This is a genomic window from Rhizobium sp. NPDC090279 (assembly GCF_044769665.1).
In the GTDB taxonomy this organism is placed as follows: Bacteria; Pseudomonadota; Alphaproteobacteria; order Rhizobiales; family Rhizobiaceae; genus Rhizobium.
Map to the genome: position 1 here is coordinate 73,704 of NZ_JBIVYI010000015.1, position 26,744 is coordinate 100,447.

28 protein-coding genes and 1 pseudogene are annotated in these 26,744 nt (G+C 58.4%); 16 read left to right on the forward strand and 13 right to left on the reverse strand.

Features of this window, described 5'->3' with window-relative positions; translation table 11 throughout:
* The first annotated feature begins 61 nt into the window (after window positions 1-61).
* Entirely contained in the window at window positions 62-1,672 is a 1,611-nt protein-coding gene (locus ACIQWP_RS28915) for a GMC family oxidoreductase (RefSeq protein WP_402795126.1), read from the forward strand.
* Window positions 1,673-1,694: 22 nt separating this feature from the next.
* Here ACIQWP_RS28915 and ACIQWP_RS28920 read toward each other — a convergent pair whose 3' ends face one another.
* From ACIQWP_RS28920 to ACIQWP_RS28930, 3 genes are all read right to left on the reverse strand, one after another.
* Entirely contained in the window at window positions 1,695-2,498 is an 804-nt protein-coding gene (locus ACIQWP_RS28920; protein WP_402795128.1) for an ATP-binding cassette domain-containing protein, read from the reverse strand.
* Window positions 2,495-3,574, reverse strand: coding sequence for an ABC transporter permease (locus tag ACIQWP_RS28925; RefSeq protein WP_402795129.1), 1,080 nt, complete (start codon window positions 3,572-3,574; stop codon window positions 2,495-2,497). The genes ACIQWP_RS28920 and ACIQWP_RS28925 overlap by 4 nt, the downstream gene beginning before the upstream one ends.
* A gap of 94 nt (window positions 3,575-3,668) precedes the next feature.
* Window positions 3,669-4,769, reverse strand: coding sequence for a sugar ABC transporter substrate-binding protein (locus ACIQWP_RS28930; RefSeq protein ID WP_402795132.1), 1,101 nt, complete (start codon window positions 4,767-4,769; stop codon window positions 3,669-3,671).
* Between the two features lie 168 nt (window positions 4,770-4,937).
* Here ACIQWP_RS28930 and ACIQWP_RS28935 point away from each other — a divergent pair, with 168 nt between their 5' ends.
* A complete protein-coding gene (locus tag ACIQWP_RS28935; protein WP_402795134.1) occupies window positions 4,938-5,978 on the forward strand; it encodes an aldo/keto reductase in 1,041 nt (346 codons plus the stop codon).
* Between the two features lie 47 nt (window positions 5,979-6,025).
* Here ACIQWP_RS28935 and ACIQWP_RS28940 read toward each other — a convergent pair whose 3' ends face one another.
* The 6 genes from ACIQWP_RS28940 to ACIQWP_RS28965 form a co-directional block, all read right to left on the reverse strand.
* Window positions 6,026-6,451 (reverse strand): hypothetical protein, encoded by a 426-nt coding sequence (locus tag ACIQWP_RS28940; protein WP_402795136.1) that lies wholly within the window; start codon window positions 6,449-6,451, stop codon window positions 6,026-6,028.
* A gap of 1,149 nt (window positions 6,452-7,600) precedes the next feature.
* On the reverse strand, window positions 7,601-8,578 hold the full coding sequence (locus ACIQWP_RS28945) for an ABC transporter ATP-binding protein (RefSeq protein ID WP_402795138.1): 978 nt from the start codon (window positions 8,576-8,578) through the stop codon (window positions 7,601-7,603).
* A gap of 3 nt (window positions 8,579-8,581) precedes the next feature.
* Window positions 8,582-9,406 carry a carbohydrate ABC transporter permease gene (locus ACIQWP_RS28950; protein WP_402795140.1) on the reverse strand — a complete coding sequence of 275 codons (825 nt, stop codon included), beginning with the start codon at window positions 9,404-9,406 and terminating at the stop codon, window positions 8,582-8,584.
* Window positions 9,403-10,266 (reverse strand): carbohydrate ABC transporter permease, encoded by an 864-nt coding sequence (locus ACIQWP_RS28955; RefSeq protein WP_402795143.1) that lies wholly within the window; start codon window positions 10,264-10,266, stop codon window positions 9,403-9,405. The genes ACIQWP_RS28950 and ACIQWP_RS28955 overlap by 4 nt, the downstream gene beginning before the upstream one ends.
* A gap of 56 nt (window positions 10,267-10,322) precedes the next feature.
* A complete protein-coding gene (locus ACIQWP_RS28960) occupies window positions 10,323-11,600 on the reverse strand; it encodes an ABC transporter substrate-binding protein (RefSeq protein ID WP_402795146.1) in 1,278 nt (425 codons plus the stop codon).
* 69 nt (window positions 11,601-11,669) lie between these two features.
* The gene (locus ACIQWP_RS28965) at window positions 11,670-14,003 is read right to left on the reverse strand and encodes a family 78 glycoside hydrolase catalytic domain (RefSeq protein WP_402795148.1); all 2,334 of its coding nucleotides are present in this window, start codon (window positions 14,001-14,003) and stop codon (window positions 11,670-11,672) included.
* A gap of 140 nt (window positions 14,004-14,143) precedes the next feature.
* Here ACIQWP_RS28965 and ACIQWP_RS28970 point away from each other — a divergent pair, with 140 nt between their 5' ends.
* The 7 genes from ACIQWP_RS28970 to ACIQWP_RS29000 all read left to right on the forward strand — a co-directional run bounded on the left by ACIQWP_RS28970 (window position 14,144) and on the right by ACIQWP_RS29000 (window position 19,799).
* The gene (locus ACIQWP_RS28970; protein ID WP_402795151.1) at window positions 14,144-15,163 is read left to right on the forward strand and encodes a LacI family DNA-binding transcriptional regulator; all 1,020 of its coding nucleotides are present in this window, start codon (window positions 14,144-14,146) and stop codon (window positions 15,161-15,163) included.
* A gap of 178 nt (window positions 15,164-15,341) precedes the next feature.
* On the forward strand, window positions 15,342-15,596 hold the full coding sequence (locus ACIQWP_RS28975; protein WP_402795217.1) for a FitA-like ribbon-helix-helix domain-containing protein: 255 nt from the start codon (window positions 15,342-15,344) through the stop codon (window positions 15,594-15,596).
* A complete protein-coding gene (locus tag ACIQWP_RS28980) occupies window positions 15,593-16,006 on the forward strand; it encodes a type II toxin-antitoxin system VapC family toxin (protein ID WP_402795154.1) in 414 nt (137 codons plus the stop codon). Before ACIQWP_RS28975 ends, ACIQWP_RS28980 begins: the two co-directional genes overlap by 4 nt.
* 372 nt (window positions 16,007-16,378) lie before the next feature.
* Complete coding sequence (locus ACIQWP_RS28985) at window positions 16,379-16,756, forward strand: DUF2255 family protein (protein ID WP_402795157.1); 378 nt, start codon at window positions 16,379-16,381, stop codon at window positions 16,754-16,756.
* 102 nt (window positions 16,757-16,858) lie between these two features.
* On the forward strand, window positions 16,859-17,842 hold the full coding sequence (locus tag ACIQWP_RS28990; protein WP_402795159.1) for an aldo/keto reductase: 984 nt from the start codon (window positions 16,859-16,861) through the stop codon (window positions 17,840-17,842).
* Window positions 17,843-17,994: 152 nt separating this feature from the next.
* Window positions 17,995-18,789 (forward strand): carboxymuconolactone decarboxylase family protein, encoded by a 795-nt coding sequence (locus ACIQWP_RS28995; RefSeq protein WP_402795161.1) that lies wholly within the window; start codon window positions 17,995-17,997, stop codon window positions 18,787-18,789.
* A gap of 116 nt (window positions 18,790-18,905) precedes the next feature.
* Window positions 18,906-19,799 carry a LysR family transcriptional regulator gene (locus tag ACIQWP_RS29000; protein WP_402795164.1) on the forward strand — a complete coding sequence of 298 codons (894 nt, stop codon included), beginning with the start codon at window positions 18,906-18,908 and terminating at the stop codon, window positions 19,797-19,799.
* 67 nt (window positions 19,800-19,866) lie between these two features.
* On the opposite strand, the gene ACIQWP_RS29005 is transcribed toward ACIQWP_RS29000, so the two are convergent.
* Window positions 19,867-20,781 carry a LysR family transcriptional regulator gene (locus ACIQWP_RS29005; RefSeq protein WP_402795166.1) on the reverse strand — a complete coding sequence of 305 codons (915 nt, stop codon included), beginning with the start codon at window positions 20,779-20,781 and terminating at the stop codon, window positions 19,867-19,869.
* A gap of 197 nt (window positions 20,782-20,978) precedes the next feature.
* Here ACIQWP_RS29005 and ACIQWP_RS29010 point away from each other — a divergent pair, with 197 nt between their 5' ends.
* From ACIQWP_RS29010 to ACIQWP_RS29030, 5 genes are all read left to right on the forward strand, one after another.
* A complete protein-coding gene (locus ACIQWP_RS29010; RefSeq protein WP_402795168.1) occupies window positions 20,979-21,548 on the forward strand; it encodes a flavodoxin family protein in 570 nt (189 codons plus the stop codon).
* A gap of 28 nt (window positions 21,549-21,576) precedes the next feature.
* Window positions 21,577-21,876, forward strand: a complete 300-nt coding sequence (locus tag ACIQWP_RS29015; RefSeq protein ID WP_402795170.1) for a superoxide dismutase — start codon at window positions 21,577-21,579, stop codon at window positions 21,874-21,876.
* Between the two features lie 187 nt (window positions 21,877-22,063).
* Entirely contained in the window at window positions 22,064-22,753 is a 690-nt protein-coding gene (locus ACIQWP_RS29020) for a type 1 glutamine amidotransferase domain-containing protein (RefSeq protein WP_402795173.1), read from the forward strand.
* Window positions 22,754-22,794: 41 nt separating this feature from the next.
* On the forward strand, window positions 22,795-23,304 hold the full coding sequence (locus tag ACIQWP_RS29025) for a hypothetical protein (RefSeq protein ID WP_402795175.1): 510 nt from the start codon (window positions 22,795-22,797) through the stop codon (window positions 23,302-23,304).
* A gap of 24 nt (window positions 23,305-23,328) precedes the next feature.
* Window positions 23,329-24,339 carry an amidohydrolase family protein gene (locus ACIQWP_RS29030; protein WP_402795178.1) on the forward strand — a complete coding sequence of 337 codons (1,011 nt, stop codon included), beginning with the start codon at window positions 23,329-23,331 and terminating at the stop codon, window positions 24,337-24,339.
* A gap of 61 nt (window positions 24,340-24,400) precedes the next feature.
* On the opposite strand, the pseudogene ACIQWP_RS29035 reads toward ACIQWP_RS29030, so the two are convergent.
* The 3 genes and pseudogenes from ACIQWP_RS29035 to ACIQWP_RS29045 all read right to left on the reverse strand — a co-directional run.
* Window positions 24,401-24,636: pseudogene (locus ACIQWP_RS29035) on the reverse strand (IS6 family transposase); the annotation flags it as partial.
* A 218-nt stretch (window positions 24,637-24,854) separates the two neighbouring features.
* Window positions 24,855-25,505: a ChrR family anti-sigma-E factor gene (locus ACIQWP_RS29040; protein WP_402795180.1), complete on the reverse strand. Its 651-nt coding sequence runs from the start codon at window positions 25,503-25,505 to the stop codon at window positions 24,855-24,857.
* A complete protein-coding gene (locus ACIQWP_RS29045; protein ID WP_402795219.1) occupies window positions 25,502-26,074 on the reverse strand; it encodes a sigma-70 family RNA polymerase sigma factor in 573 nt (190 codons plus the stop codon). Before ACIQWP_RS29045 ends, ACIQWP_RS29040 begins: the two co-directional genes overlap by 4 nt.
* 362 nt (window positions 26,075-26,436) lie before the next feature.
* Between ACIQWP_RS29045 and ACIQWP_RS29050 the strand changes: the two genes are divergently transcribed.
* Both ACIQWP_RS29050 and ACIQWP_RS29055 read left to right on the forward strand, forming a co-directional pair.
* Window positions 26,437-26,610: a hypothetical protein gene (locus ACIQWP_RS29050; protein WP_402795183.1), complete on the forward strand. Its 174-nt coding sequence runs from the start codon at window positions 26,437-26,439 to the stop codon at window positions 26,608-26,610.
* Window positions 26,600-26,734: a tryptophan-rich sensory protein gene (locus ACIQWP_RS29055; RefSeq protein WP_402795185.1), complete on the forward strand. Its 135-nt coding sequence runs from the start codon at window positions 26,600-26,602 to the stop codon at window positions 26,732-26,734. The genes ACIQWP_RS29050 and ACIQWP_RS29055 overlap by 11 nt, the downstream gene beginning before the upstream one ends.
* Window positions 26,735-26,744 lie beyond the last annotated feature (10 nt).

The window sequence follows — 26,744 nt, forward strand, 5'->3', positions numbered from 1 at the left end:
GATTGTGCAGCCGAACTGATGGCCGGACGAAGAGGAATTCCCGGCATCTGCGGAGGAGAGAATGCCCGATTATATCATCGTCGGTGGCGGCTCGGCGGGATGCGTGCTGGCTGCACGCCTGAGCGAAGATCCGGATGTTTCCGTCACCTTGCTGGAGGCCGGTCCGCGCGACACGAATATGTATATTCACCTCCCGGTCGGTTTCTTCAAGATGACCGCAGGCCCGTTGATCTGGGGTTACGAGACGATCGCCGGTCGCGAGATCGCAGGCCGCACGATGGTCTATCCCCAGGCCCGCGTGCTCGGCGGCGGCAGCTCGATCAACGCCCAGGTCTTCACTCGCGGGTGCCCCGAGGATTATGACGCCTGGCGCGATCTCGAAGGCTGCCAAGGCTGGGGCTATGAGGATGTGCGGCCTTATTTCCGCAAATCCGAAGGCAACGACACGTTCGGCGGCGCTCATCATGGCACTGAAGGTCCGCTCGGCGTGAGCTCGCAGAGCCCTCACCCACTGACACGCACGTTCGTGCGCGCGGCACAGGAAGCAGGCCTTCCCTTCAATCCCGACTTTAACGCCGGATCGCAGGCTGGAGCCGGCTTCTACCAGACGACGACGCGCAACGGACGGCGCAGTAGTACGGCCGTCGGCTATCTGAGGCCGGCCTTGGGACGCAAGAACCTGACGGTGCGGACAGACACCGCCGTCAACCGCATCGTCATCGAAAATGGCTGCGCCGTCGGCATCGAAATCATCGAGGATGGTCGTCCGGTGCTGCTGAGGGCGGAGCGCGAAGTCATCCTGACGGCGGGCGCCATCGGCTCGCCGAAGATGCTGATGCTTTCGGGCCTCGGACCAGCCGATGAATTGCGCGCGCTTGATATCGACGTCATCAGAGACCTCCCGCAGGTCGGCAAGAACCTGCAGGATCACATGGATGTCGATGTGCTGGCCGAACTGAGCGGACCTTACGGAATTGACCGCTACAAGAAGCGCCGCTGGCAGATTGCCGCTGGCATCGAGTATGCCTTGTTCCGCAAGGGACCGGTCGCATCCAATATCGTCGAAGCGGGCGGCTTCTGGTGGGGCGATCGTAACGAGAAGACCCCTGACATCCAGTTCCATTTCCTTCCCGGCGCCGGTGTCGAGGAAGGTATTGGCGGTGTTCCCGGCGGCAACGGCTGCACGCTGAATTCCTACCATGTGCGCCCGCGCTCGCGCGGACAGGTGAGCCTACGCTCCAAGGACCCGCGTGCCGCGCCGGCCATCGACCCCAATGCCTTTGCCGAACCCTATGATCTCGAACGCGCCGTCGACGGCATCAAGATCAGCCAGGAAATCCTTTCGCAAGCAGCCTTCACGCCTTTCATCAAAAAGCTGCATCTGCCGGATGGAAATATTCGTACTCAGGCTGAATACCGGGAGTTTGCACGGCAATATGCACGCTCCGCCTATCACCCTGTCGGGACATGCCGCATGGGCGGCGCGGGCGATGCGGTCGTCGACCCCGAACTCCAGGTTTGGGGCATCGATCGACTAAGGGTTTGTGACAGCTCGATCATGCCCCGGCTGATTTCGTCGAATACCAATGCCGCAACCGTCATGATCGCGGAAAAGGCCGCGGATATTCTAAAAGGTATCAGGCAGACCCGACCTCAGCACGATTACGTATGAAAATGGGCGGAATGCGGCTTCCCTACCCCGCAGCAGCAATCGCACGCTTGCCAAGACCTGATTTGACGATGTGGATCAGCTCCTCCTCGCTGGTCTCCGATGTCGAGGCGTCAAGCACGATCTCGCCGGCATGCAGGAAGTTGATCCGATCGCAGACCTCGAAGATCTGATTGTAGTTGTGAACGATCAGCACGACCGAAACCTCGCGCTGGCGCCGCAAATTCTGGATCAGCCCGAGCACATGGGCACTCTCGCGCACACCCAGTGCCGCGAGAGGCTCGTCGAGGATCAGCACGGTCGGCGAGGAATAGATGGAGCGCGCCACCGCGATGCACTGGCGCTGGCCGCCCGACAACATGTCGACCGTGCTGTTCACACTGGGGATCGAGATGCCAAGCGTATCGAGATAGGTGCGTGAAAGCTGCCGCATACGCTGATTGTCGAGCAAGTTGAGCCCAAGGAAGCGCTTGCGCTGTTCGCGCCCGAGGAACATGTTGTGATAGACGCTGAGATCGCCGATGAGGGCGAGGTCCTGATAGACGGTTTCGATGCCGAGCGCGCGCGCGTCACGCGGCGATTTGAACCCGACCTCGGCTCCGCCGAAAAGCATCTTGCCGTGATCCGGCGTGTGGAACCCCGACATGATCTTGATCAGCGTCGATTTTCCCGCGCCATTGTCGCCGACGAGCGCCAAGACTTCCCCCTTGCGAAGCTTGAGGCTGACATCGACAAGTGCCGTCACCGGCCCGAAACTCTTGCTGATATGCTGCATCTCCAGAATGACCGATGCGTCTTCGGCCAGGGCGGGAATGGGTTCGTCTGTCATTTGCGCCTCCGTGTGCGCAGTCTGTCGACCTGAACGTTGAGGATCATGGCGGCAACGATCGCACCTCCGAGATAGATATCGGAAGTCGTCGCCTGCGCGCCGACCATGACGAGGCCGTTGTTGAGCGAGGCGACCATGAAGGCGCCGATGAGCGAGCCGATTGCCGTCCCGGAGCCGCCAAGCAGGGATGTGCCGCCAATGACGGCGGCGGCGATCGCCTGAAGCGTCAGAAACGGGCTGCCGGCCGTCGGATCGGCGGACGAAAACTCGGCCGTGTTGATGATGCCGGCAAATGCCGCGATGCCGCCGGCAATCATGAAGTTGTAGATCTTTATCCAGTCGGTTCGGATGCCGATTTCGCGCGCGCCGGTAATGTTGCTGCCTGTTGCGACCGTGTGGAGGCCGAAGCGTGTCTTGGTCAACACCAGCGCCAAGGCGAGGACCACGAGCAGCGCCCACAGGAACGGCGAGAATGCCGTCAGTCCATGCAATGAAAACAGTGTGTCGCCAGGCGCATAGAGGCTTTCGCCGAAGATCGAATTGAACGGCTCTTCCACGGGCGCGACGATCGGCTGGCTGTCGTAGATCGAAACGGTAATGCCCTGCAGCAGGAAGAGCGTGCCGACCGTGGTAATCAGCGACGGCACACGCATCCTGACCGTGATGTAGCCATTGATGAAGCCGATGGCGACGCCGAGAACAATGCCGATGATGGCGCCGGCAAAAAGCGGCAACCCCCAGGTGACCGACATCAGCACCATCAGATAGGACGCGAGCGAGAAAGTGCTGCTCAGCGACAGGTCGATCTCGCCTGTTATCATCAGCATGACTTCGGCGACCGAGATCATGCCCAGCCGGCCCGTGTCGCGTAGGACGACACTCATCAACGGGGTCGTCAGGAAGCCGCCATTGCTGCCGATCTGGAAATAGATGACGAGCAGCACGGCGACAACGGCAACACTTGCTTCCTTGTAGCGGGAAAATATCGTCGCCGCCCTGCTGCCCATCGTCGGACGGGGCGGCGGGACAGCAACGATATGATGGGCCTTTTCGAGGCCTCCTGGCTCCACATTCATTGGATAAACGACCTCATTATTGATGGCCGGTGCCATGGCCGGCAGGCAAGCGCACGACCGGTATCGGCCGTGCACTCCGGTTCAGCGGACTTGCTCACTTCGGCTCGTCGCTCGTGCGGCCTTCGAAGCGCGTCTGGCCGAGATATTGGTCGACATTGTCCTTCGTCACATAGGCCTGGCTAGTGTCACTGTTTGCCGGACCGACCAGGCCGCCGGAGACCTTGTAGAGGAACATCTGCTGCACCGGCAGGAAGCCCTGCAGATAGGCCTGCTGGTCGGTGGTGAAAGTCACGTCGCCACTCTTGATGAAGGTCAAGGTCTGCGGGAAGAGATCGAAGCCGGCGACCACACCACCCTTTTTTGCCAGACCATATTTGTTCGACACGAAACCGCAGGCATAGGTATCGGAACCGCCGGTGCCGAACATGCCCGCGACATTCTGATGGCTCAGATAATAGGATTCGACACGTGAGATTTCCGTCTGCGGGTCCGGGCCGGCATTGACGACATCATAGGTGACGCCGTTGCCAAGATCCTTGATCGCCTGGATGTAGCCGTCGAGACGAGGTTGCGTATTGAGCGAACCGGGAACACCGATCGTCAACAACACATGCGCCTTGGGCGGAAGCAGCTTCAGCCATTTCACCGCGCTGTTGTAGCCTGATTGGAACAACGGCTGGCCGACGTAGGAAAGGCGTTTGTTCGGGCTTCCCGTGGGGACATCGGCGTTAAAGGCGATGACCGGAATGCCGGCCGCCATCGCCATATCCGTCGCGGCATCGAAAGCCTTCGGATCGACGAGACAGACCGCGATACCATCGGCCTTCTGAGCAATCGCCGTCTGCATGGCGCTCACCATTTCCGAGACGACGTTCTTCTGTGAGCCCGTCCACTGATAGCTGGCGCCGAAGGCCGCGCAGGCATCCTGGATACCGTAGATGCAGGGCGTGAAGAACTGATCAAGCGTCACATGGCAGACGAAGTAAAACTTGAAAGGCTTCTTCGGCAAGCCAGCACTTGCCTGCGCCGCCGCCTGGGCCATGGCGAAATCGGGATTCGAGACCAGGGCGGCAGCGCCACTGGCCAATGCCGCGGCACCAAGACCGGTTTTCGCCGCAAGGCCGAAGGCTTGTCTGCGGCTCAGCAGCCGCCGTGCATGGAATTCGTCATTCTCATCGTGACCGTCATTCACCACTGCAACCTCCCTTTGACGATCGGTGCCACACCTCCCGTGCGCTTACCATCGTACGGTTACATTGTTGTACGACAACTTCTATGTCAATATGATTTGGTGACGCGTAGCAAAACGGCGCCTTCGCTGGCGTCACAAAATGGTGAAATCGAAAACAGGCAGGAAAATCAAATGCCGAGGTTGGAAGAAAGAAACGTCACGACAAGCGGGCTGGCGGTCACCACAATGGGCTTGGGAGGAACGGGGCTCGGCAATATGTACCGCGCCACCGACCCCAGGGTCGCCCACGACACGGTCCACGCCGCCTTCGCAAACGGCCTGCGCTATTTTGATACCGCGCCGGTCTATGGCTTCGGCCTTGCCGAAACGCGCCTCGGTGAAGCGATCAGAGCGCTGCCGCGGCGCGAGATCGTCATTTCCTCCAAGGTCGGTTACGATCTGGTTCCGATCCCTGAAAGCGAGGTCAAGCCGGTTCTCTGGGATGACGCTCCTGCCTTTCGTGCCGACTTCGACTATTCGCGCGATGCAGTGCTGCGCTCGATCGAAAGCTCGCTAAGGCGGCTTGGAACCGACTATATCGACATGCTGGCGATCCATGATCCCGATGAGGCGATCCATTTCGCAAAGGGAGAAGATCCCTATGCCCGCAGTCGCTTCCAAGAGGCGATGGACGGCGCCTATCCGGTACTGGACGAGTTGCGGTCGCAGGGCGTAATCAAGGCGATCGGTGTCGGCATCAACCAGTGGCAGATGCTTTCGGATTTCGTCGAGGCTGGGCAGTTCGACTATTTTCTTCTGGCCGGGCGCTACACGCTTCTGGAACAGGAGCCGCTCGCAACGCTTTTCCCGGCCTGTGAACGAAAGGGTACGAGGCTTGTGATCGGCGGCCCCTACAATTCCGGCATTCTGGCAACCGGCGCCGTCCAGGGCGCGACCTTCAACACCAGGAACGCACCGCAGGATGTGCTTGAGCGCGTTGCGCGGCTGAATGCCGTGTGTGAGAGCCACAAGGTTCCTCTGGCGGCCGCGGCCCTTCAGTTCCCGCTCGTCCATAAGCTCGTCGTCAGCGTGATACCGGGTGCGCGTTCGGTAGCCGAGCTCGAGCAAAACCTGCAATATATGCATTGGTCGATCCCGGTAGGGCTCTGGTCGGACCTTCGCAACGAAGGCCTGATCGACCCAGCCGCGCCGCTGCCAAACGGCGCCGGCTGACGGCGCGCCGATCTGCAACGCCACCTGAAACACGGTCACCGCAAGAATCAGGATAAAGTACGGGTGCGCAAATCAGGTCTACTGGACGTCCTTGACGCTACGCTCTTTGGGCAGGCGCCTTGCTCAAGATATACAGCCAGAAACAGGGGAACATATGCCGCAAAGAAGCTGTTCTTGAAGCCGGACTGAATGAAGATCGGCTGGTTCATGGTGAAGAGAAAGATAAAGGAAATCAGGGTGGTGGCGAACGCGCTTCTGCTTTCTCTTCTTACAACGCCATAGAGGATCCATCCGGCCGCAAGGCTAACAGCCATGTCGAGAATTCGTAAAAAGATCAAATGATTGAAGGAAAGCGCAAAGGACCACGACAAAAGCACCGGGTAGAGCATCAGGGCGCCGGTATCGGGTAATCCCTGCCCTTTGGCCAACGTCGCATGCGCGATCTGCGCAAAATATGCGTAGACCCCCTTCATCTGTGGAAGGGGGACTTCCCAAAACCGCCAGGCGCGGAAGCACTACGGCAACGAAGACCACCACCGATCGCACGATGAAATTGAATGGAACCCGAACGGTCGTCTGACCTGGAAATTTCATACCTATGCGTCGATCCAGAAATGCATGACGTCAGCAGCATATGCCGCACGCCCCCTAATAAACGTTCTATACGGGCTCTGCGTCGTGGAGTCATGCCCGGCATTGGTGCGCGGATCGCTATTTGAAATCAACTCGAGTCTTTGGTGGCGTTGGTCGCTTGTTGACAATCCCGTTATCTTGTTACGAGTCGACATGCACGGTGAAAAGGTCCATCCGGCTTGACCCTACCCTATTCGAAGTTCCAGGCACGCCTCACAGAGAGACGGGACTCCAGAGGAAAAACAACTGCATGAACATGAGCATAGTCACCGCGGCGTCGCACATTCAGCTTAACGATGTCATCGACCTCATCGACCTCATCGGCCCCGCACCTTCCCTTTCAGGGCACGGCGATATCGGTGGCATTGCCATAAGCTATAATAAATATCTGCGGGCAGTTTCGGGGGCAGATCGATATCGAAGGTCGTCAGCAGGGAAATCTTAAAAACACTGCGACGATTTCAGCTCTATCCCCGTTATCCAAGCGGACAGTGATCCCGACTCCGTGACCGGAAAAATCCTTACGCTCGCTATGTGCCTGATTCCGATAGCAATTCTCGGAATTTCTAACATTCAGGATAATACTCCCATCTTTCCGGTTACTTGACTCTCTAAACCATCTAGAACGAAAATAGAACATTCGCATTCTGGCTGACATGATGTGGGCTTGAACTCGACGCCAACACGACCTTGAAGGGAGCCGTGAACGATGATTGCTGTCCGTGAAAGGGCGATCTCCGATCTTCGCAAGCGGATCTCGACCCTGGGGGCATCCGCCAAAGAGGCCGGCTGTCTTACCTTCGGAGTGCCGGAGATCGACGGCATCCTACCTGGCGGCCGCCCACTGACCCGAGCATCGGACTACCCGCTGTCGGCCCAAAATCAGCCATTCCACCGAGATCAAGCCGATGTATGTTGTTGAAAAATTTGAGGTGGAGCACTTTTTGCAATAACAGGGTCGTGAGGCCTGATCCGTTCAATAGCAAATGTTAAAATCTGTGCTCCTTGCCGGTCAAAGGTGTGGCAAACAAGGCCTCGCCAATCTGGATCGGCCGATCCCCGTCGGTACGCGCGACGAGTGAAGTCAGTTCGGGGACGTCCAGATGGACGACCGTATCCGCGCCGAGCCGTTCGATATGGCGCACTCGCCCTTGCCATTTTCCCTCCGCAGGAGAAAGCGAGATATGTTCCGGACGTATCCCGTAGGTTCTGCACCCCTCCTTGGCCGCAACTTCGCCGTCAAACAGGTTCATTTTCGGCGATCCGATAAAACCTGCGACGAAGGGCGTGGCCGGGTTGTGGTAAAGGGTCATTGGCGTTCCGATCTGTTCGATCCGGCCACCATTGAGCACGACGATCTTGTCTGCCATCGTCATCGCCTCGACCTGGTCATGGGTAACATAGATCATCGTTGCTCCGAGCTTGGCATGAAGTTCGGTCAACTCCATTCGCATCTGCGATCGCAGCGAGGCGTCGAGATTGGAGAGCGGTTCGTCAAACAGGAAAACCTTTGGATTGCGAATGATTGCCCGACCGATCGCGACGCGTTGCCGTTGGCCACCGGACAATGCCCTCGGCTTTCGATCCAGCAGATGCGAGAGCTGGAGAATATCAGCGGTCTGGCGAACCTTTTCCTGGATCTCGACCTTCGGGCGCCTGGCAAGCGAAAGACCGAAGCCGATGTTTTCGCTGACCGTCAGATGCGGATAGAGCGCGTAGGATTGAAACACCATTGCGATGCCGCGCTCCGAAGGCTCGGCGTCCGTTACGTCCTTGCCATCGATGGAAATCCTGCCCGAGGTTGAGGTTTCCAATCCCGCGATCATGCGCAGAAGAGTGGACTTTCCACAGCCGGATGGGCCGACGAAGACACAGAATTCCCCGGCTTCGACGGTCAGATCGACACCATTCATCACGTTCAGGCTGCCGAAGTCCTTGCGGATATTCTGAAGAACGACACTTGCCATGGTTTATCCTTTCACCGCGCCGGCCGTCATGCCTGCCACGATCTGCCTGTTGAAGAATACGAAGACGATGAGCGGCGGGATCGTCACCAGTAGAATATTCATGAACAGAAGATTGTACTGCGTCTGAAACTGCCCCTGAAAATTGTAGAGCGTCAGCTGCACCGTTACGTTTTCTCTGCCGGGCAGGTAATAGAGAGGGTTGGTGAAGTCGTTGAAGATGGCGATCGACTGCACGACGATGATGGTCACGGTCACCGGCTTGAGCAACGGCAACACGACGCGAAAGAAGATCTGCAGCGGCTTTGCCCCGTCGATGATTGCCGCTTCATCGAGATCGCGGGGAATTGTCGCGATAAAGCTGCGGAACATGAGGACGGTGAAGGCAAGACCATAGGCGACCTGTATCAGTATCATTCCCGATATGGACTTGAACAGGCCGATCGACTGAAGCACCCAGATGGTTGGCACAACGGCAGGCGGGATCATGAGGCCGGCGAGAACGCAGCCGTAGATAAGTCTGTTCCAGCCTGATGGGCGACGCTGCAAAATATAACCAACCATGGCGCCAAGAAGAACAAGCAGTGAAACGGCAGCAACAGTGATGATGGTTGAATTGAAATATGCCAGTAGAAGCATGTAGTTTCGCGTTTGAATGACCTCGATGAAATTCTGCCACAGGTTCCATTCCTGGGGCAGCGTGAAGGTCAATGACGCGGCATCCTGCTTGGTTTTGGCAGCAGTTATGAAGATGAATAGGAAAGGCAGGACGAATATCAGGCCACAAACAGCCAGCGCGATAATACCGATATAGAGCTGACGGCGGGTCAAAGGTCCACCTCCCTGCGGTTAAACCAGGCCGTTATCGGTAGAATGATCGCACCGATGAGGATGAACAGGATGACATTCCCAGCCGTCGACAAGCCGTAGAATCCGGCCTGATACTGCTTGTAGATGACGCTTGCCAGCACATCCGAGGAAAAGCCGGGGCCACCGCGCGTCATTGCCCAGATGAGGTCGAAGCTGCGCAGCCCACCGATCAGCGACAGGGTGACGACGGTGATCGTCGCCGGTTTCACCAGAGGAACGGTGACGCGGAAAAACATCTGGCGGCGTGTCGCGCCGTCGATCCTGGCGGCTTCGTAGTAGTCGGGGCTGATCGAAGCGAGACCGGCAATATATATGACGGTTGCCAGGCCAATACCCTTCCAAAGGTCGACGAAGACAATCGAATAGAGCGCCAATGCCGGGTCGGTCAGCCAGCCGGGTCCGTGAATGCCGATGGCGGCGAGCGTGACATTGATCAGGCCGCGGGTCGGATGCATGAGCACGGAGAATGTGATGCCGACACCGATCGTGGAGACGAGAACCGGAAAGAAGATCACCGTGCGCAACAGGCCCTGCGCCCAGATGCCCGAGGTCAAAAGAACAGCCAGCAGCAGACCCAGGATCGTCTTCGTGCCGGAGGTCATGACCGCATAGATGATCGTGTTGACCAGACCCTGGATCAGAAATGGTTCCCGGAAGAACTGGCGATAGTTGTCCAGGCCGATGAACTGGGTGGTAAAGAGATCCCAGCGTGTCAGGCTGAACCAGAAGGAAGCGACAGTCGGCACCAGAAAGAGAACCGTGAATATCATGGCTGCCGGCAGGACGAACCAATAGGGATAGGGTGATTTGCGTGTGGCCATGGAGCTACCTTGTGCCCCCACCCGGACAGGTGCCGGGCAAGGGATCGGCTGGGAGTTTACCAGTTGGGCAGTCCAAGTTGCTTGGCCTGCTTTTCGACGTCCTGATCATAGAGGGCCGCGGCATCCTTGGCGGAGCGAATTCCGGTCCCGACCTCAACCGTGATCTGCTCGAGGGCGGGCCCCTTGATCGGCGACAGAAACTCCAATGCCGGAGTTGCGTGCCCTTCTGTCTCGAAATACGGCAACATGTCGGAAACGACGGGTGGAATGTCCTTCGGCAGCTCGCATCCCCTCACGAGATAGGGACCGGAGGGAACTGCCTTGGCCATCAGGTCGCAGGCTTCCTTGGAGCCGACCCAGTCGACGAATTTCTTGGCCTCCTCGACATGGTCCGATTTCGCGGAGACATAGAGTGCGGCGGGCATCCAGACCGTCAGGCCATTCCTGGCGGCGTCGGTTCCGGGAAGAGCAAAAAAGCCGAGGTCCTTCAGATTATCGGGAAAATTCTGCTGTATGTTCCCGATACCGAAAGTGAGATTTGGATAGTGGGCGGCTTCGCCAGTCGCCACCATGCGCATGCCGTCGTCGAAGGTCGCCGCGCCGAAATCGGCGTTGAAAAATCCACCTTTGGCGACCTCTTCCAAATGTTCAAATCCTCGCAAGGCGGCGGGTGTATCTGCATATTTCCGCTTGTTGGCGGTGTAGTCGGCAGCAAAGTCGGGGATTTCGGCTTGAACATTGTGGAAATCGGCAAGCACGAAAAGCTGGGACGTCCAGGTCGTGCCGTAGGTCTGGGCGATCGCCACCTTGCCGGCCGCCTTGATCTTCTGGTTGTTGGCCATGAATTCCACCCAGGTCTTGGGTGGCGCAAGGCCAAGCTCGGCATAGATCTTGCGGTTGTAGAAGATGCCACCACCCATGGCCGGGCCGAACGGGATGCCGCGAACATGGCCGTCCGGGCTCGTGACGACCTTCTTGAAACTGTCGAGAATTCCGGCTTCTGAAGAAAGATCGTTCAGATCAGCCATCGTCCGTTCCGGCTTCAAGGCCTGAAACAGCGATCCGGCATTATATTGAAAAATATCGGCCATTTCTCCGGTTGCAAGGCGTGTCTTGATGATGTTGTCACCTTCCGATCCGCCGGCACGCTGTTCAACATCGAAGCTCACATCCGGATGCTTCGCCATATAGGCCTTGGAGACGGCGTCGAACGACGCGATAGATTCGGGATTGGTGTCAATCAGTACGCTGAGCGTCACGTCGGCATGCGCGACACCAGCCGCCAGCGACATCGAAATTGCCGCGAGGACCCACTTCATCACTCTCATGGTCATTTCCTCCTCCTGAAGACCGGAATGAATTGAGCTGCCTGCCTGCGGAACAAAGTGCCGCAAGCTGTCATGTCAGATGGCAAAGGTGATCGTGTATTCCCCCTCGCCCAGTTTGAATTCCCTGCCTGGTTCGATCTCGGCGCCATCCACCCGAAGCGACTTTCGACCCTGCCTAGCTTTCAGGTGTGCCGTTATGCCCTCCGGCAGCAGCAGACGGCATGTGACGGTTTCTCCCTTCACCGTCCATCCCGTCTCGATGCGTCCGAACCGCGTATCATGCCAGGCTGAGACCGGCGACAGCGCCGGCAGTATGGTGGGATCGAATGAGATTTCCTCGAAGCCTGGCGCGCCCTCCAGCGGCTTGATCCCGGCGACATCCTCGAAAAGCCATTGGCATACGGCTCCATAGGCATAGTGATTATAGCTGTTCATGTCAGGATCGTAGATCGTGCCGTCTTCGGCAAGCGCATCCCATCGCTCCCATATCGACGTCGCGCCTTGATCAACCTGGTATAGCCAGCCTGGCACCTTGCGATTGAGGAACATCTTTTCCGCAAGGTCATGCATGCCGAGCCGTGTGAGGGCCGGAAGCAGCGCCGGGGTTCCTATGAAGCCGGTGCCGATAACGCCATCGGTTTCTTCGGACACGCGCCGAAAATAGGCACGCGCAGCCTCCTCATATTCCGGCGGAACAAGACCATACAGGAACGCCAGGGCCCATGAAGTCTGATCATTGTGCGCGATACGGCCGGACGGCGTAAAGAACTCCATGTGGAAGGCGTCGCGGATCTCCGCCGTCCGGATCTCCAGGCGCTCCGCCTCGCCATGCTCGCCGAGGATGCGGGCGATCTTTGCCGTCAGCTGGGTAGAGATGAAATGATAGAGGGTCGCCGCGCAATCGTCCGCCACCGTCGGGCGCGGCTTGCGATTGTCGCCAACGGGCTGCAGCCAGTCGCCGAACGTAAAGCCCTGCGCTCCCCAGACAGCCGGCGGGCGGATGATCGGTCCGTTTGAAATGCCCCACAAATAGTCGAGCCAGCGCTGCATGGCCGGGAAGCATTCCTCAAGTACGGCAGCATCGCCATAATGGAGATAGAGCTGCCAGGGAATGATGACGATGGCATCTCCCCAACCGGTCGATCCCGCCCAGTCGCCACGACTGTCGATTGGATGCAGGCGCGTCGGGTCCGGCGAAAAATGCGAAATAGCTCCATTGGCGCGTTGGTCATGCATGACGTCGCGGAGGAATTTCCGCAGGAAGGATTGGCTGTTCGCCAGCCAACAGGCAGTTCCGGCGAAGACCTGCGCATCGCCGGTCCACCCCAGTCGTTCATCGCGCTGCGGGCAGTCTGTCGGCACCTCGATAAAGTTGGAGCGCTGCGACCAGATAGTGTTTTCGACCAGGCGATTGACCGCTGCGACGCCACAATTGAAACCGCCGGCGCTCACCGGAACGGATGATATCGGAACCATGGCGATGGCGACCAGCTCCGCCTGGCCGGTGATGCTGACGCGCGCATAGCGGAAGCCCATGAAGGTGAAGAGTGGTGCGTAAACCTCTTCCCCTTCTCCGGCGAGCGTGTAGATCAGCTCCGCCCGCGCGCTGCGATAGTTGCGATTGTCGAAAAATCGCTTGGGGCCGAGCACTTCGGAATGTTCGATGCGAAGCGTGGCGCCTTTCTCACCCTTCACGCGGATACGAATATAGGCGCCGGCGTTCTGGCCAAAATCATGGACGCTGCTGCCGTCGTCCTCGATCCAGCTATCGATCGGCGCGTGCTCAGGGAGTTCCTTGACGGCGTTTGTCTCATACGGAACGAGCAGCCTCTTGTCAAAGGTCAAAGGCTCTACGCCATAGCTGTCGCGCGGCGTGATGCGGGCGTCGTAGTCCTCTCCATAATAAATGCCGTTGCGGATGACCGGCGTAAAACCGCTCTTCCAGCTGTCGTCGGTCTTCAAAAGCGACAGGTCGTCGGCATTCAGCTCCGCAATCGCCGCCACCCGTTCGCCCCAGCAATTGAAGATTGGGTTAAGCGCCCATAGCAGCTGGCTGCGATACCATCCATCGCCGAGCCAGATCTCGATGCGGTTCTCGCCGGAGCGCAGATACTCGGTAACGTCGTAGGTCTGGTACGCGAGCCGATCATCATAGCAGGTCCAGCCCGGCGTGAGCAGATCGTCGCCCACGCGCTTGCCGTTGATGAAGGCACGATAGAGCCCCAGTGCGGAAATGCGCAAAGTCGCTTCGGTCGGCAGTTTTTCCAGCGTGAATTGCCGGGAGACGAATGTTCCCGCGGTTCCCTGACCGGCATCGCAAGCGGGCGCGATCATCGATGCAGCAAATTGGAATGCGGAATCGACATGGGTCTTGGCCACGGCTGCGCCGTGGTCTGAGCGAATTGTCATTGCATGCCTCCTCAGCCGCCTGTCCTCCGGCGGGATACGATTTTGTGTATCGTTCTATGTATATCATTCTACACAATCGATTGCAGCGCAAGGGTTTTGTGCCTATAATTTGCCTGGTTCGGGGATTGAGATAGTTTATGATGAAAAATCAGATTGTTAACGTGACGCAGGAACGGGTGACCATCCGGCATGTGGCAGAAGACGCAGGTGTGTCCGTTGCGGCGGTCTCGAAAGTTTTGCGTAATGCTTATGGCGTCAGCGACGGCCTGAGAGGAAGGGTGGAAGCCTCGATCGAAAAGCTTCACTATCGCCCATCGGTTGCCGCGCGAGCGATGCGTGGACGAACGCAGACCGTTGGCGTTCTGGTGATCGAACTATCGAACCCGTTCCTTCCCGGTGTCATCGAAGAGGCCAATGCCGCCCTCTCGGAAAATGGCTTCAAGGCATTGATCGGCATTGGGCGCTCCGCAAGCTCTATCGAAGCGTCAATGATCGAATCGATGATCGACAACCGGATGGATGGCGTCGTCATCATTGCTCCGCGCATATCCGGCAAGGTTCTGGAGCGCTATGCACGGCAGATTCCGATCGTCGTCATCGCGCATCATGAGCCGCATGCCGAGACCTATGATACCGTCAATTCCGACGATCTACGGGGCGGATATCTGGCTGTCGAGGCGGCCCTGCGGGCTGGCCATCAGGATATTGCCATGCTGAGCTATGATATCCTGGATTCGCCGGCGACCATCGTCGTCCTACAGCGCGAGGCGGGCTATCTCGACGCCATGAGGCAGGCCGGCCTCAAGGGACGAATCATCCGGCTGCCGCCGGTCGCCGTCGACCGGCAGGAAGCGATCCGGGGTTTTCTCGATTCAAAGGATCGCCCTCGCGCAGTTTTCGTGTGGTCCGATCTCGATGCCGTGCCCTTGATCAATGCAGCGCGGATAAACGCGGTTCGGGTGCCTGAAGATCTTGCCATCATCGGCTACGACAATTCTCCGATGGCCGCTGTGCCGCTTGTCGGCCTAACGAGCGTCGATCAGAACGCAACGCAGCTCGGACGGACGGCTGCGGAGGTTCTGCTCAGTAGGATTGACGGCCGCCGTGACGCCAGACATCTTCTGATCGGACCTCACGTGAAATTGCGTGGTAGCATTTGATGGGACTGATGTTTTTTGGCCGCTCGTCGCCGGCGAATGGGAAACTTGGTTCGACCTCTTTCAAGAGCAGGTAGGCCTAAACGGACATGGTATTGTCCTCATTATTGAAGCCCTTGAAAGTTGGCATCATTCTGCAGACTTTGACATCAAAGCTATCGTTTCCGTAGAAGTGATATCAATTCCAGCGGTTACCATTCGAAATCTTTCTGACGAAACACATCGTGCTCTGCGCTTGCGAGCGGCTCATCACGGCCGAAGCACGGAGACAGTGATCCGTGACATTATTGAGGCGTCTGTTCGTCCGCCCGAACGTGTTAAGCTCGGGTCTTTACTGGCGGCTATCGGTCGCGACGCTGAGCTTTCCGGCAGCGACGTTGAAGCCCTGCGGAAAAGTCGCGACAAGACGCCTGTTCAACCGATGACCTTCGAATGATCTTGCTGGGCATCAATGTTATATCCGAGCCGTGGAAGCCGGTTCCTGATGGGGTAGTGGTCGCCTGGTTGGACGACCAAGCCGTCAAAACGCTGTTTATTTCCGCAATGACGATTGCGGAACTTCGCTTCGGGCTCGCTGCCATGCCTTCGGGGAAACGGCAAACTATCCTCCGCGACCGTCTGGAGGGTGACGTGCTGCCTCACTTTTCCGAGCGCATTCCTTCGTTCGATCTGGCAACTTCGCAGTTTTACTTGGAACTGATGGCACGCGCTCGGGTATCTGGAAAAACGATCGGCACGGTTGACGGCTATATTGCCACCACAGCAGCGGCGAATCGCCTCGCAACTCGCGACACAAGCCCGTTCGAGACGGCTGGGTTGAAAGTGATTAATCCCTGGCTCCGATAATCGCGGAGGGGATTTAGGTTTCTCAGGTTCGTATCGGTTCAAGACCTGCGATTTGGACGATCGCTCGGCTATGTGGTTCGGTCCGATGTAGTCCTGTCTTGATTTGCAAAGGTGATGCGCATCTTGCGCGGTCGCGCAACGCGCGTCGAACCTGCTCCCAGTCTGGCCGCTGATCCTCCTTCAATCGAAGGACGTTTGTACGGCAGAAGCTCTCATTGATTAGCCAGGCTCATAAGCTCATGCAAATTGTTGCATCTAATCGACATGAGACAAGCGCTCTATGTTCCGTACCACAGAAGTCTGGACCAATCGAAGGATAGCCGGGCCGGCGACGTCGTGCGGTTGCAGGCGAGCGCCTTATGAAGGATGGCAATGAACTGGTTACAGGATGAGCTTTCGAAGATCGATCGAGCAGACGATCTGAAGATTGCGCCTTTTCGCGAGGACGGGATCACTTACGGCACTCCGACCTGGATCTGGGAGGTCGTGGTCGACAGTGGTCTTTACGTGCGTGGCTATCATGGTCAGGCGTCCCGCTGGTATCAGGCCGCAGTCCGCCAGAAGGCTGGCCGGATCATTGCAGCAGGCATGACGAGGGAGGTTGCCTTCGAGCCGATTGACGGGCTGATCAATGATCGCATCGACGACGCCTATCGCGCAAAATACGGCAAAAGCCCGTATCTGGCGCCCATGATCAGTGATCGAGCACGCGCGGCGACCGTGAGGATTACTCCGCGCAAGCAATACTGATCGCATAACGTTTACGGGCTCAATGGTCAGAGACACGGCGCGTCATCCGCATCCCGATGATGTCGCCTGTCCAACAGCAATCCAAAGAAAAGGACGCACAATATGATCAGGCGCAAACTGGGTCAGGGCCTTGAGGTTTCCGCCTTGTCGCTTGGCGCCATGGGCTACGGCAAGGCGCGCGAGCTCCCCGACCGGGCGGAGATGATTGCCCTTCTTCGCACTGCAGCCGAACGCGGCATGGATTTCTTCGACACGGCCGAGGTCTATGGCCCGTGGACCAATGAGGAGATGGTAGGCGAGGCGCTCGCCCCGGTTCGCAATCAGGTCAAGATCGCAACGAAATTCGGCTGGGATATCGACCAGGAGACCGGCCAGCATCGCGGCGGAGTGAATAGCAGACCGGCGCAAATCCGCCGCTCTATCGAAGGGAGCCTCAAACGGTTGCGCACCGACCATATCGATCTCTACTATCAGCATCGGGTCGACCCGGACGTGCCGATGGAAGACGTGGCCGGCACGGTGAAGGATCTGATTGCCGAAGGCAAGGTGCTGTGGTTCGGACTGTCCGAAGCCGGTGCCCAGTCCATTCGCCGAGCACATGCCGTGCAGCCGGTGGCCGTGTTGCAGAGCGAATATTCGCTATGGACCCGCGAGCCGGAGATAGAAATCATCCCGACGATCGAGGAACTTGGTATCGGGCTCGTTCCTTACAGCCCGTTGGGCAAGGGATTTCTGACTGGCAAGATCGACATCAATACCAAGTTCGACAGTTCCGATATCCGGGCGGACACCCCACGCTTCTCCGAAGAGGCTCGCATCGCCAACCAGAAGCTGGTCGACCTGATCCGCAAGGTTGGCGAGAAGCACGGTGCGACGCCGGCGCAGGTCGCACTTGCCTGGCTGCTGGCGCAGAAGCCTTGGATCGTTCCGCTGTTCGGCACGCGCAAGCTCGAGCGGTTCGAGGAAAACATCGGGGCATTGAATATCACCTTGGATCGGTGCGATCTCGATGAAATCGAGCAGGCCAACATCGTCATCCAGGGTGCTCGTTACCCCGAGGCCGTACTGCGCCGCTCGGGGCTCTGATCTCGCTGCTCACTTACGGGGGCAGTATCGGAACTGATCCCCGTTGCATAAGCGGCTCTAGCCGAAAGATGGCTTCTCACGGAATAGTCCGATCATGAGCCACACGACGATGCGATGGTCATCGTTGAGTGAACAATGCCAAGGAGATACCAATGAAGAAGATTCTCGCTGCTACGGCGATCTCACTGACGATGGGTGAGCCCGTTTTCGCTCAGGAAGGAACTGGCGGCGGAGCTACGCCAAGAAGTGCCTCGTCATTGTCGATCAGCGACATCCAGTCCGTGTCGCCGGCTCTTGGCCGATACGCTCAGGAGGATGTGATTGGAAACCTGTGGCAGCGACCGCAGCTCTCGCGGCGCGATCGCAGCATTGTTACGCTGTCCATCCTCATTGCCCGAAACCAGGCGATCGACCTGAAGCACTATCTGAACCTCGCTCTTGAAAACGACGTTACGCCGGCGGAAATCTCCGAGATCATCACCCATCTCGCATTCTATTCGGGATGGTCGAACGCGATGTCGGCCGTCGCCGCTACGAAGGACGTGTTCGCGGAACGTGGCATCACGGTCGAGCGGCTTCCATCGGCTTCCCCGCAATTACTGCCTTTGAATGAAGACGCGGAGCAGCAGCGGGCCACTGCGGTCGAGAAAAATGTCGGGCAGATCTCGCCGGGACTGGTGCAGTTTACCGCCAAGCCGCTATTTCTCGACCTCTGGCAGCGCCCGGGTCTTGCGCCGCGCGACCGAAGCCTCGTCACGGTAAGCTCGCTCATTGCGTCGGGACAAAGCGCGCAGATCGGCTATCATCTCAATAGGGCGATGGATAACGGCCTGACCGCGGATGAAGCAGGCGAGGTTATCACCCAGGCTGCCTTCTACGCTGGTTGGCCGAACGCGTTTTCTGCTTCGTCCGTCGTTGCTGAGGTGTTTCGCAATAGGGCGAAGTAAGCCCCGCCCAGATGCCCGCGCATCCAATGCAAAGGTGATCGCCTCGACGTCGCCGCTTGCTGCTATTTCATGGTCCGGCGTTTATAATTTACGTCTGGCCATGAAAGGAATCATGATTGGAGCGGCAGGATATCAATGATCTGATGGTGTTCCTGATGATTGCACGGGAACGCAGTTTCACGAAAGCGGCCGCTAAGCTCGGTGTTTCGCAGTCGGCACTCAGTCACACGATCCGTCAGCTCGAGGAGCGGTTGGGCGTGCGGCTCCTGACGAGAACGACGCGCAGTGTCTCGCCGACCGAAGCCGGCGAGCGGATGCTTGCGAGCATTGGTCCGCTCTTTGACGAAATCGGAACGGCGATCGATGAGCTCAACACACTGCGTGATAAGCCCGCCGGAACCATCCGGTTGACCGCAGGGGACTATCAGATCCAGCACTATATTTGGCCGAAGCTTCGCAGTTTCCTCCATCAATACCCGGATATCAGGCTCGAGCTTGATGTTAATTACGGTTTGCAGGACATCGTCCGCGATCGTTATGATGCTGGCGTGCGTTTTGGCGAACAGATCGCCAAGGACATGATCTCCGTCAGGATCGGGCCGGATGTACGCTTCGCAGTCGTCGCCGCGGAATCCTATTTTGCGTCTCGGGATATTCCGATCCACCCGAAGGAGTTGACCCAGCATCGCTGCATCAACCTGCGCCTGCCAACTCATGGCGGCCTCTATGCCTGGGAGTTCGAGGAGAACGGACGAGAGCTTAAGGTTAGGGTGGACGGGCAGCTCGTTTTCAACACGATCTATAATGTTCTCGAGGCGGCTCTCGACGGCTTTGGTTTCGCCTATGTCCCGGAGGATATCGCCAAGCCCTATCTCGAAACCGGGCGCCTTTGTCGGTTTCTCGAAGACTATTCGCCCTATTGGGAGGGGTTTCACCTCTATTATCCGAGCCGCCGCCAATCCTCTCCTGCTTTTTCCCTTCTTGTAAGCGCGCTGCGCCATTCAAGCTAATGAGCGGAATTCGCGGATCAGACAGGGTTCGGCCACACCAACGCCCATATCGTCGAGGCTTGGCGGACTAATGGATTTCTTGGCCGAAACGTTTCGGCAGCTCGCTCGCCAGGGCGTCGATCGCCAGCCTCGAGCGCAGCGGCAGATGCTGCGCCGCCGGCCAGACTGCGTAGGCTTCGACCGTAGCGCTTGGCCGGTCGGCCCAGAGTTCGACCAGATCGCCTGCGCTTATGCGGTCGCTGATGAGCCAGTGAGGCAGCCAGGCAAGCCCCATGCCCTCGACCGCGGCGTCCGTGATGGCCTCAAGGTCATCGAAACGCAGCCGGGAGGTGACAGGCACATCAATAAGGTTACCGGAGACATCAGGGAGGCGCCACGGCAGCGCATAGTCGTTGCGCCAATAAACGAGCACGTCGTGATCGGCGAAATCGGTAAGGGAGTGCGGCTGTCCGCGTGCCGCCAGATAGGCCGGAGAGGCGCACAGCACCTTGCGTTGGCTGACGAGCCGCCGTGCGCGCAACGAAGTTCCATTACCGAGTGCGCCGTTGCGCACGGCAAGGTCGAAACCATCGGCAATCATGTCGACCTGACGGTCATTGAAGCTGAGTTCGAGTTCAAGCTTCGGATGCTGGCGCGCATAGGCGCGCAGAATGGGCGCGACGCAGTAGCGGCCGAACAAGACGGGCAGCGACACGCGAAGTTTGCCCACGACCTCCCGCCGCCCCGTTTCCAACAGGGATTCGCCCGTGCGCAATTCCTCGATGGCCCGCAGGCATCGCTCGTAATATTGCTGGCCATCTTCAGTCAGACATTGCGTGCGGGTCGTTCGTTGAAACAGGCGGACGCCAAGCCGCTCTTCCAGGCGCGCAATGGCCTTGCCGACGGCCGAAGGGGTGAGGGAGAGCCGATCGGCCGCTCTTTTGAACCCGCCTGCTTCTACCGCCTCCACAAAAACTTCTATCCCGTCAAATCTGTCGCGCATGGCGAAACCTTTCAGACGCTTTTATGACGCGATTGCGGAACTGAAGGAAATAAACAAGTGAAAAACAATCGCCACTGATGAACTCTATTCTACGATATTGATGAGATCAGGCAAATGACATTTGCAGAGCGATCAGGGTCAATCGACCCAAATCGCCCTCCCGTCATGTGCATTCTCACTACAGAAAGACGATCAAGTTGTTGATTTCAATCGTATATGACAGTGGCTTCGGTCACACCGCGCGCGTCGCTGAGGCAGTGGCAGCCGGCATTGGCGAAGTATCGGGAGCTGAGGCAAAACTTATCGCCGTCGCGGACGGCCCGATGGACTGGGAGACACTCGAGCGAAGCGATGCCATCATCTTCGGATCGCCGACCTATAACGGCCTGATCAGCGCCAAACTCAAGCAGTTCTTCGAAGATTCGACCAAGGCCGCCTGGTCGGAGCAGACGTGGCGCAACAAGATCGCCGCCGGCTTTACCAATTCCGGAGCCCAGCACGGCGACAAGCTGAATTCGCTGGTGTCCATGGCGCTGTTCGCCGCCCAGCACGGGATGATCTGGGTGGGCCTCGATATGATGCCGGGCAACAGCAGCAGCACCGGTAGCGTGGACGATCTCAATCGGCTGGGAAGCTGGCTCGGGGTCATGACCCAGTCGAACGTGGACCAGGCGCCCGACTTGGCGCTGATCGGCAGCGATCTGAGGACGGCTCAGTATCTCGGCCGGCGCGTGGCGGAGACGACCAGCCGGTTTCAGCCTGCCTAACCGCAAAACCAAACCAGGGAATTTGACCATGAAACTGCTTTGCCTCGACGTCCCACAGCCCGGCGCCTCGCCGGAGAAGTATCAGCCGCATATGCAGGATGAGGCTCGCCACGCCTGGCAGATGTACAAGGGCGGCATCATCCGTGACATCTACTTCCGGCAGGACCGTCCCGGTGTCGCCATCATCGCGGAAGCCGCCTCCGTCGAGGCGGCCAAGGCAGCGCTTGCTGAATTTCCCCTCGCCAAGGCCGGCCTGATCGGCTGGGACGTGATCCCGCTCGGTCCCTTCACGAACTGGGAATCGCTGTTCGCCCCAGGCAACGTCTGATCTCGCGTATGCCTTCGGGCCGATTGAACGTTTCGCCTTGGAGCGGCGCGCGCCAGGGCATCGTCTCGGGCACAGAGATCATTTCCATTCAGAAGATCAACGAAGCCTATGAGCGCATGTTGAAGAGCGAAGGGAAGTATCCTTCGTCATCGACATGGCGTCGCTTAAATCCTGAGGAGACCGAACCGTGGCAAGCACGATCAAGCCCATCCTGTGCGTGGTGACCAGCCATCCGATCCGTGGCGACAGCGGCGAGCCGACCGGCTTCGCCATGGTTGAACTCACCCATCCGCTGGAAGTGTTCGAGGCAGCCGGCATCCCGGTGGAGGTCGCCTCGATCCGCGGCGGCCATCCGCCGATCGACTTCTTCGACCTGTCCGACCCGGTCAACGATCGCTTCTGGAAGGACAAGAAATTCCGCAGCGCGCTAGCTGACTCGTTGATCCTGAAGGATCTCGACCCGTCACGCTACTCGGCGGTCTTCTTCGCCGGCGGCCACGGCACGATGTGGGATTTTGCCGACAGCGAGGCCGTGCAGAAGGTCATCCGTGAGATCTGGGAGACGGGCGGCATCGTCTCGGCGGTCTGCCATGGCCCGGCCGCGCTGGTGAATGCGACGCTATCCGATGGCAGCTACCTCGTGGCAGGCAAGAGGCTTGCCGCCTTTACCGACGAGGAGGAAGCCGAGGTCAATTACACGAAAGTGGTGCCCTACCTTCTTGCGACCACTCTCAAGCAGCGCGGCGCGCTGCATCAGCCTGCGCCCAATTGGTCGGAAAATGTCGTGACCGATGGTCGCCTGATTACGGGCCAGAACCCGGCGTCGGCGCACGGCGTCGGCCAGGCTCTCGTCTATCAGCTGACCACGAAGCGCTGAAAGACGGCCCCGGCGAGAGGTGCGACAGGGCGAAGAGATGGATGGCGGTCTCGCTCCGGCGCGGCGGCCTCTCGTGCAGTGTTTGCACGAAAGCTGAAGCGACCGAGGGCGAAAATACAGAGGAACTCAACCAAATGAAGACCGTTGCTGCCACGTACAAGCAGGCGACCGCAGATGCTGAGATCCTTGCCCGATTGGCAGGTGCTTGGCAGCTGGTGGCGATCGAGCAGCCCGATGCGAACGGAGTGATGAGGACGGCCGACGCTGAAGGCCTCCTCGTCGTAACGCACGATGGCCACATGGCAGTTCAGGTTTGCAACCTTGAACCCAACCATGTCGACAGCCCGTATAGCAGCGGCGGATACGAAGCAAGCTACGGTACGATTGCGCTCGATATCCCGAACGGCATCTTCGTCTATCGGGTGGAAGGAGCCTTGGTTCGACAACTTGTGGGCCAGGATTTACCACGAGCATACAGCTTCGTGGATGGTCAGCTCATCCTCAGATCCACACGGGATGATGAAAAGTGGCGCGTCGTCTGGGGCCGCTGATGACACGAACCTAAGGACCGGGAGATGAAGATCATCGCGATCGAAGAACATGTCCTACCCAATGAGGTGAAGCAGGCGTGGACTACCATCCCCGGCGCCGATGACGGGACGCTCGGCCTTAATCCGGGTGTGATTGGCGAGCGGCTTGCAAATCTTGGAGAAGAGCGGCTGGCTCTGATGGACGAGACGGGCGTCGATGTTCAGGTTCTCTCCCTGACGGCGCCAGGCCTCAACCACCTCGGTCACCACGGCATCGATCTTGCGCGTCGTACCAATGATTTGCTGGCCGAAGCCGTCGCTGCCAACCCGTCTCGTTTTCAGGCCATGGCGGTTCTGCCATCCGCCGAGCCTGACGCGGCGGCGCTGGAGTTGCGACGATCCGTCGAGGAACTCGGCTGCAAGGGTGCCGTTCTTTTTGGGCGGGTCGGCGACAAAAATCTGGATAATGCGATCTTTGAACCGACATTCGCTGGCGCGGCCGAGCTCAATGTGCCGCTCCTGATCCACCCGCAGATTCCACGGACGAGCGTGCGCGACTCCTATTACGCGGGCTTCGGCGCTCCCGTCGATCTCGCCTTGTCCACATTCGCGCTGGGATGGCATTTCGAGGCGGGTATTCAGTTTGTGCGCCTGATCCTGGGAGGCGTATTTGACCGCTACCCGAAGCTTCAGTTAATCCTTGGCCACTGGGGCGAGCTGGTACTTTTCTATCTCGAACGGCTCGTCATGCTTGATCGGGTCTCCAAGCTCCAGCGGCCGTTCTTGGATTACATCCGCGGCAATCTTTACCTAACCGCAAGCGGCATGTTCAGCCCCACCTATCTGCGGCAGGCGGTCGACGCGGTTGGAATTGACCGCATCCTGTTTTCGACAGACTACCCGTACCAATATCGCCCTGGAGGCGATGCACGGCGTTTCGTCGCCGGTCTGGAACTCGACGACGCCGGCAAATCGAAACTTGCTTTTCAGAATTGGGAGCGTTTGACCGGCGACGGTCTCGAAGATCGAGGTCCTGCTGCGTCCGTGCACCCCTGACGAGCGCTGGTATGGACACTCTTGGGTCGATGCAGGCACTGAGCGCGTCTCGCGTCATACTGAGATGCCAGATATCTTCGCGTGACGGCTTCTTTCTACGCAACTGCCTGGCGCAAGCCGCCCAAATTTGCAGCCCCATCGCCGGATCGTTTTGTAAGACACGACAATGCCGCGCTCCAGAAACATTTCCTCGACCAGCCTCAGGCTCAAAGGGAATCGGAAATACAGCCACACCGCATGCGAGATGATCTGCGATGGAAAGCGACGATTCTTGTAACTGATCGTCGGGCAGCTCATCCTCGCCCAACTATCCGCCAACCGTTAAGCTACCGACAACGTAACATCGCCATCACGCTTAGTTCCTACTAAACGGCACAGGAAAACCGCTGCAACTGCAGCTGTCCCGGTGTTGGTTGCCGTCGCGGGCTCTCCGGTTCGGTCCATTGCAAGAGCGATCGCCTTCTGGCGGATTGAGGTGGATAATCTCGGCGCTCTTTGTTCCAAGCAAAATTCACTTAGATGCGAACAAGAGGTTGAAGCAGCCTTCCAAGGAAGCCATGAAACCGGACGTGTCCTTCGATGGCTGCCAACGAAATACATTCACCTTCGCTGCCTATAACCGGATGGTGATCCGTCTCGTCGTCGCCCTCGACAAAGTCTCCGGGCTGATAGCGATTAGTGCCATCGGAGAACGATCCCTTCAGAACCTGCGTTACTTCCAGATCCGTGTGACCATGCGCTGGCATGCGTTTGTTCGCTTTTACTTTCAGCAGGATGACGTTTGCCGCTGGCGCATGCGGCACGACAAGGCGACTAAGCTTGACCCCTGCCCCGATGGTGCGCCAGGGACCCACTTTGCAATCGCTCAATGCGCTTGGAAGGATAAGCCCATCGATGGAGATGGGTGACGGCCGGGGGTTGATGGTGGCCGCCCGATGGCTTGAGTCCAAGCGGGCAAGGGTGCGCTCGAGAGCATCCGACGACAGGGCCTCGGGTCGCGTCCGTGTCAGGATATCACCGCCGACGGCCTCGAAGGCCGCCACCCGCCCTTGACAAAATGGGCAACCGCTCAGATGGGCGGCAACCACGAGCGCGGGACCGGCAGGCAACGTGCCTGCGGCAAAGCGCAGGAGTGTTTGGTCGCTGGGATGATGATTGATCGTCATGGTGTTTCTTCCAGCATGTCCCTCAGCCTGCCAAGTGCACGTCTGATACGAGATTTCACGGTCCCAAGCGGCAGATCCAGCTCCTTGGCGATTTCAGAATGAGGACGATCACGAAAAAAGGACAATCTGATGATTTCCTCTTGTTCCGAACTGAGCGCCTGCAGTGCGGCTCGAACCCTTTCTTCATCTCCCCTGGCGACGAGGATCTCCTCCGGCGTCGGTTCCGATACCTGATATTCGTCGGGTTCGCCCCCGGGAGCCTGCTTGACCGTCTTGGTCTTCCGCTGGAAGTCGATGCGCAAATTCCGTGCGATCGTAAAGATCCATGTCATGGCACCGGCGCGTGCAGGATCGAAATAAGAGGCCTTGCGCCAGACGAGCAGCATCGCTTCCTGGGCAATTTCTTCCGCCAGTTCAGGCGGGGACCCCGAGCGCATCATGAACGCCTTGATCCTGGGCGCTGCAAAATTGAAGAGCTCGGCGAAAGCCTGACGATCCTGTCTTGTTGCGATCGCCAAAACCAGCCGGTTGATCGCTTCCCGCGATAGCAACTCGCGATCGGACAACATCGTCACCGCTCGTCTCCCGTGAAAGGAAAAGATGCTGTCCGGTCTGCCATGACTATCGATCGGCTGTGCTGAAACATTCATGCGCCTTCTACGACGGGCAGTGCCACTTGGATCCCGTGATCCGGCCCGGGAAAATTCACGTATCAGATTTGAAGAGTAGAAAGAAATAAAGTGCCTTAGCAAGCGGGCGCGGTCGGAAGAGAGAACACGATGCCGCATGAAGCAATGAAACGACAAGAACCTTGGATGAAGGCCGGCATGGGAGTCGTACCAATCATTATTGTTCTTCTGCTTGGACAGTGGCCGACTTTCAATCCGCCCAACGGATCTTCGGACCGGTCTGGAATTGCCTTCAGACACTCGTGACCTTTGCGGTCTGGCGCATATGGATGTTTCCCACTGAGGCTCGGGGGCAATCGCCAGCGCTCGTTTGCTTCTACTTGCAACTCACCTTCAATGCGGCTTGGTCATGGGCATTCCTTGCTCTCATAGTTCGGCGCTCGGTCTCGTGGACATCCTCCCGCAATGGATCGTGATCCTCGAGACATCCGCAGTTTCCATCGCCTTGACCAACCTGCGGCTTACGCTCTGCTACCTCTCGCATTCTGGGTCGCTTTCGCCTTCGCACTCAATTTCGAGATCTGGAGGCTGAATGGCTGAGCGCCGGGGT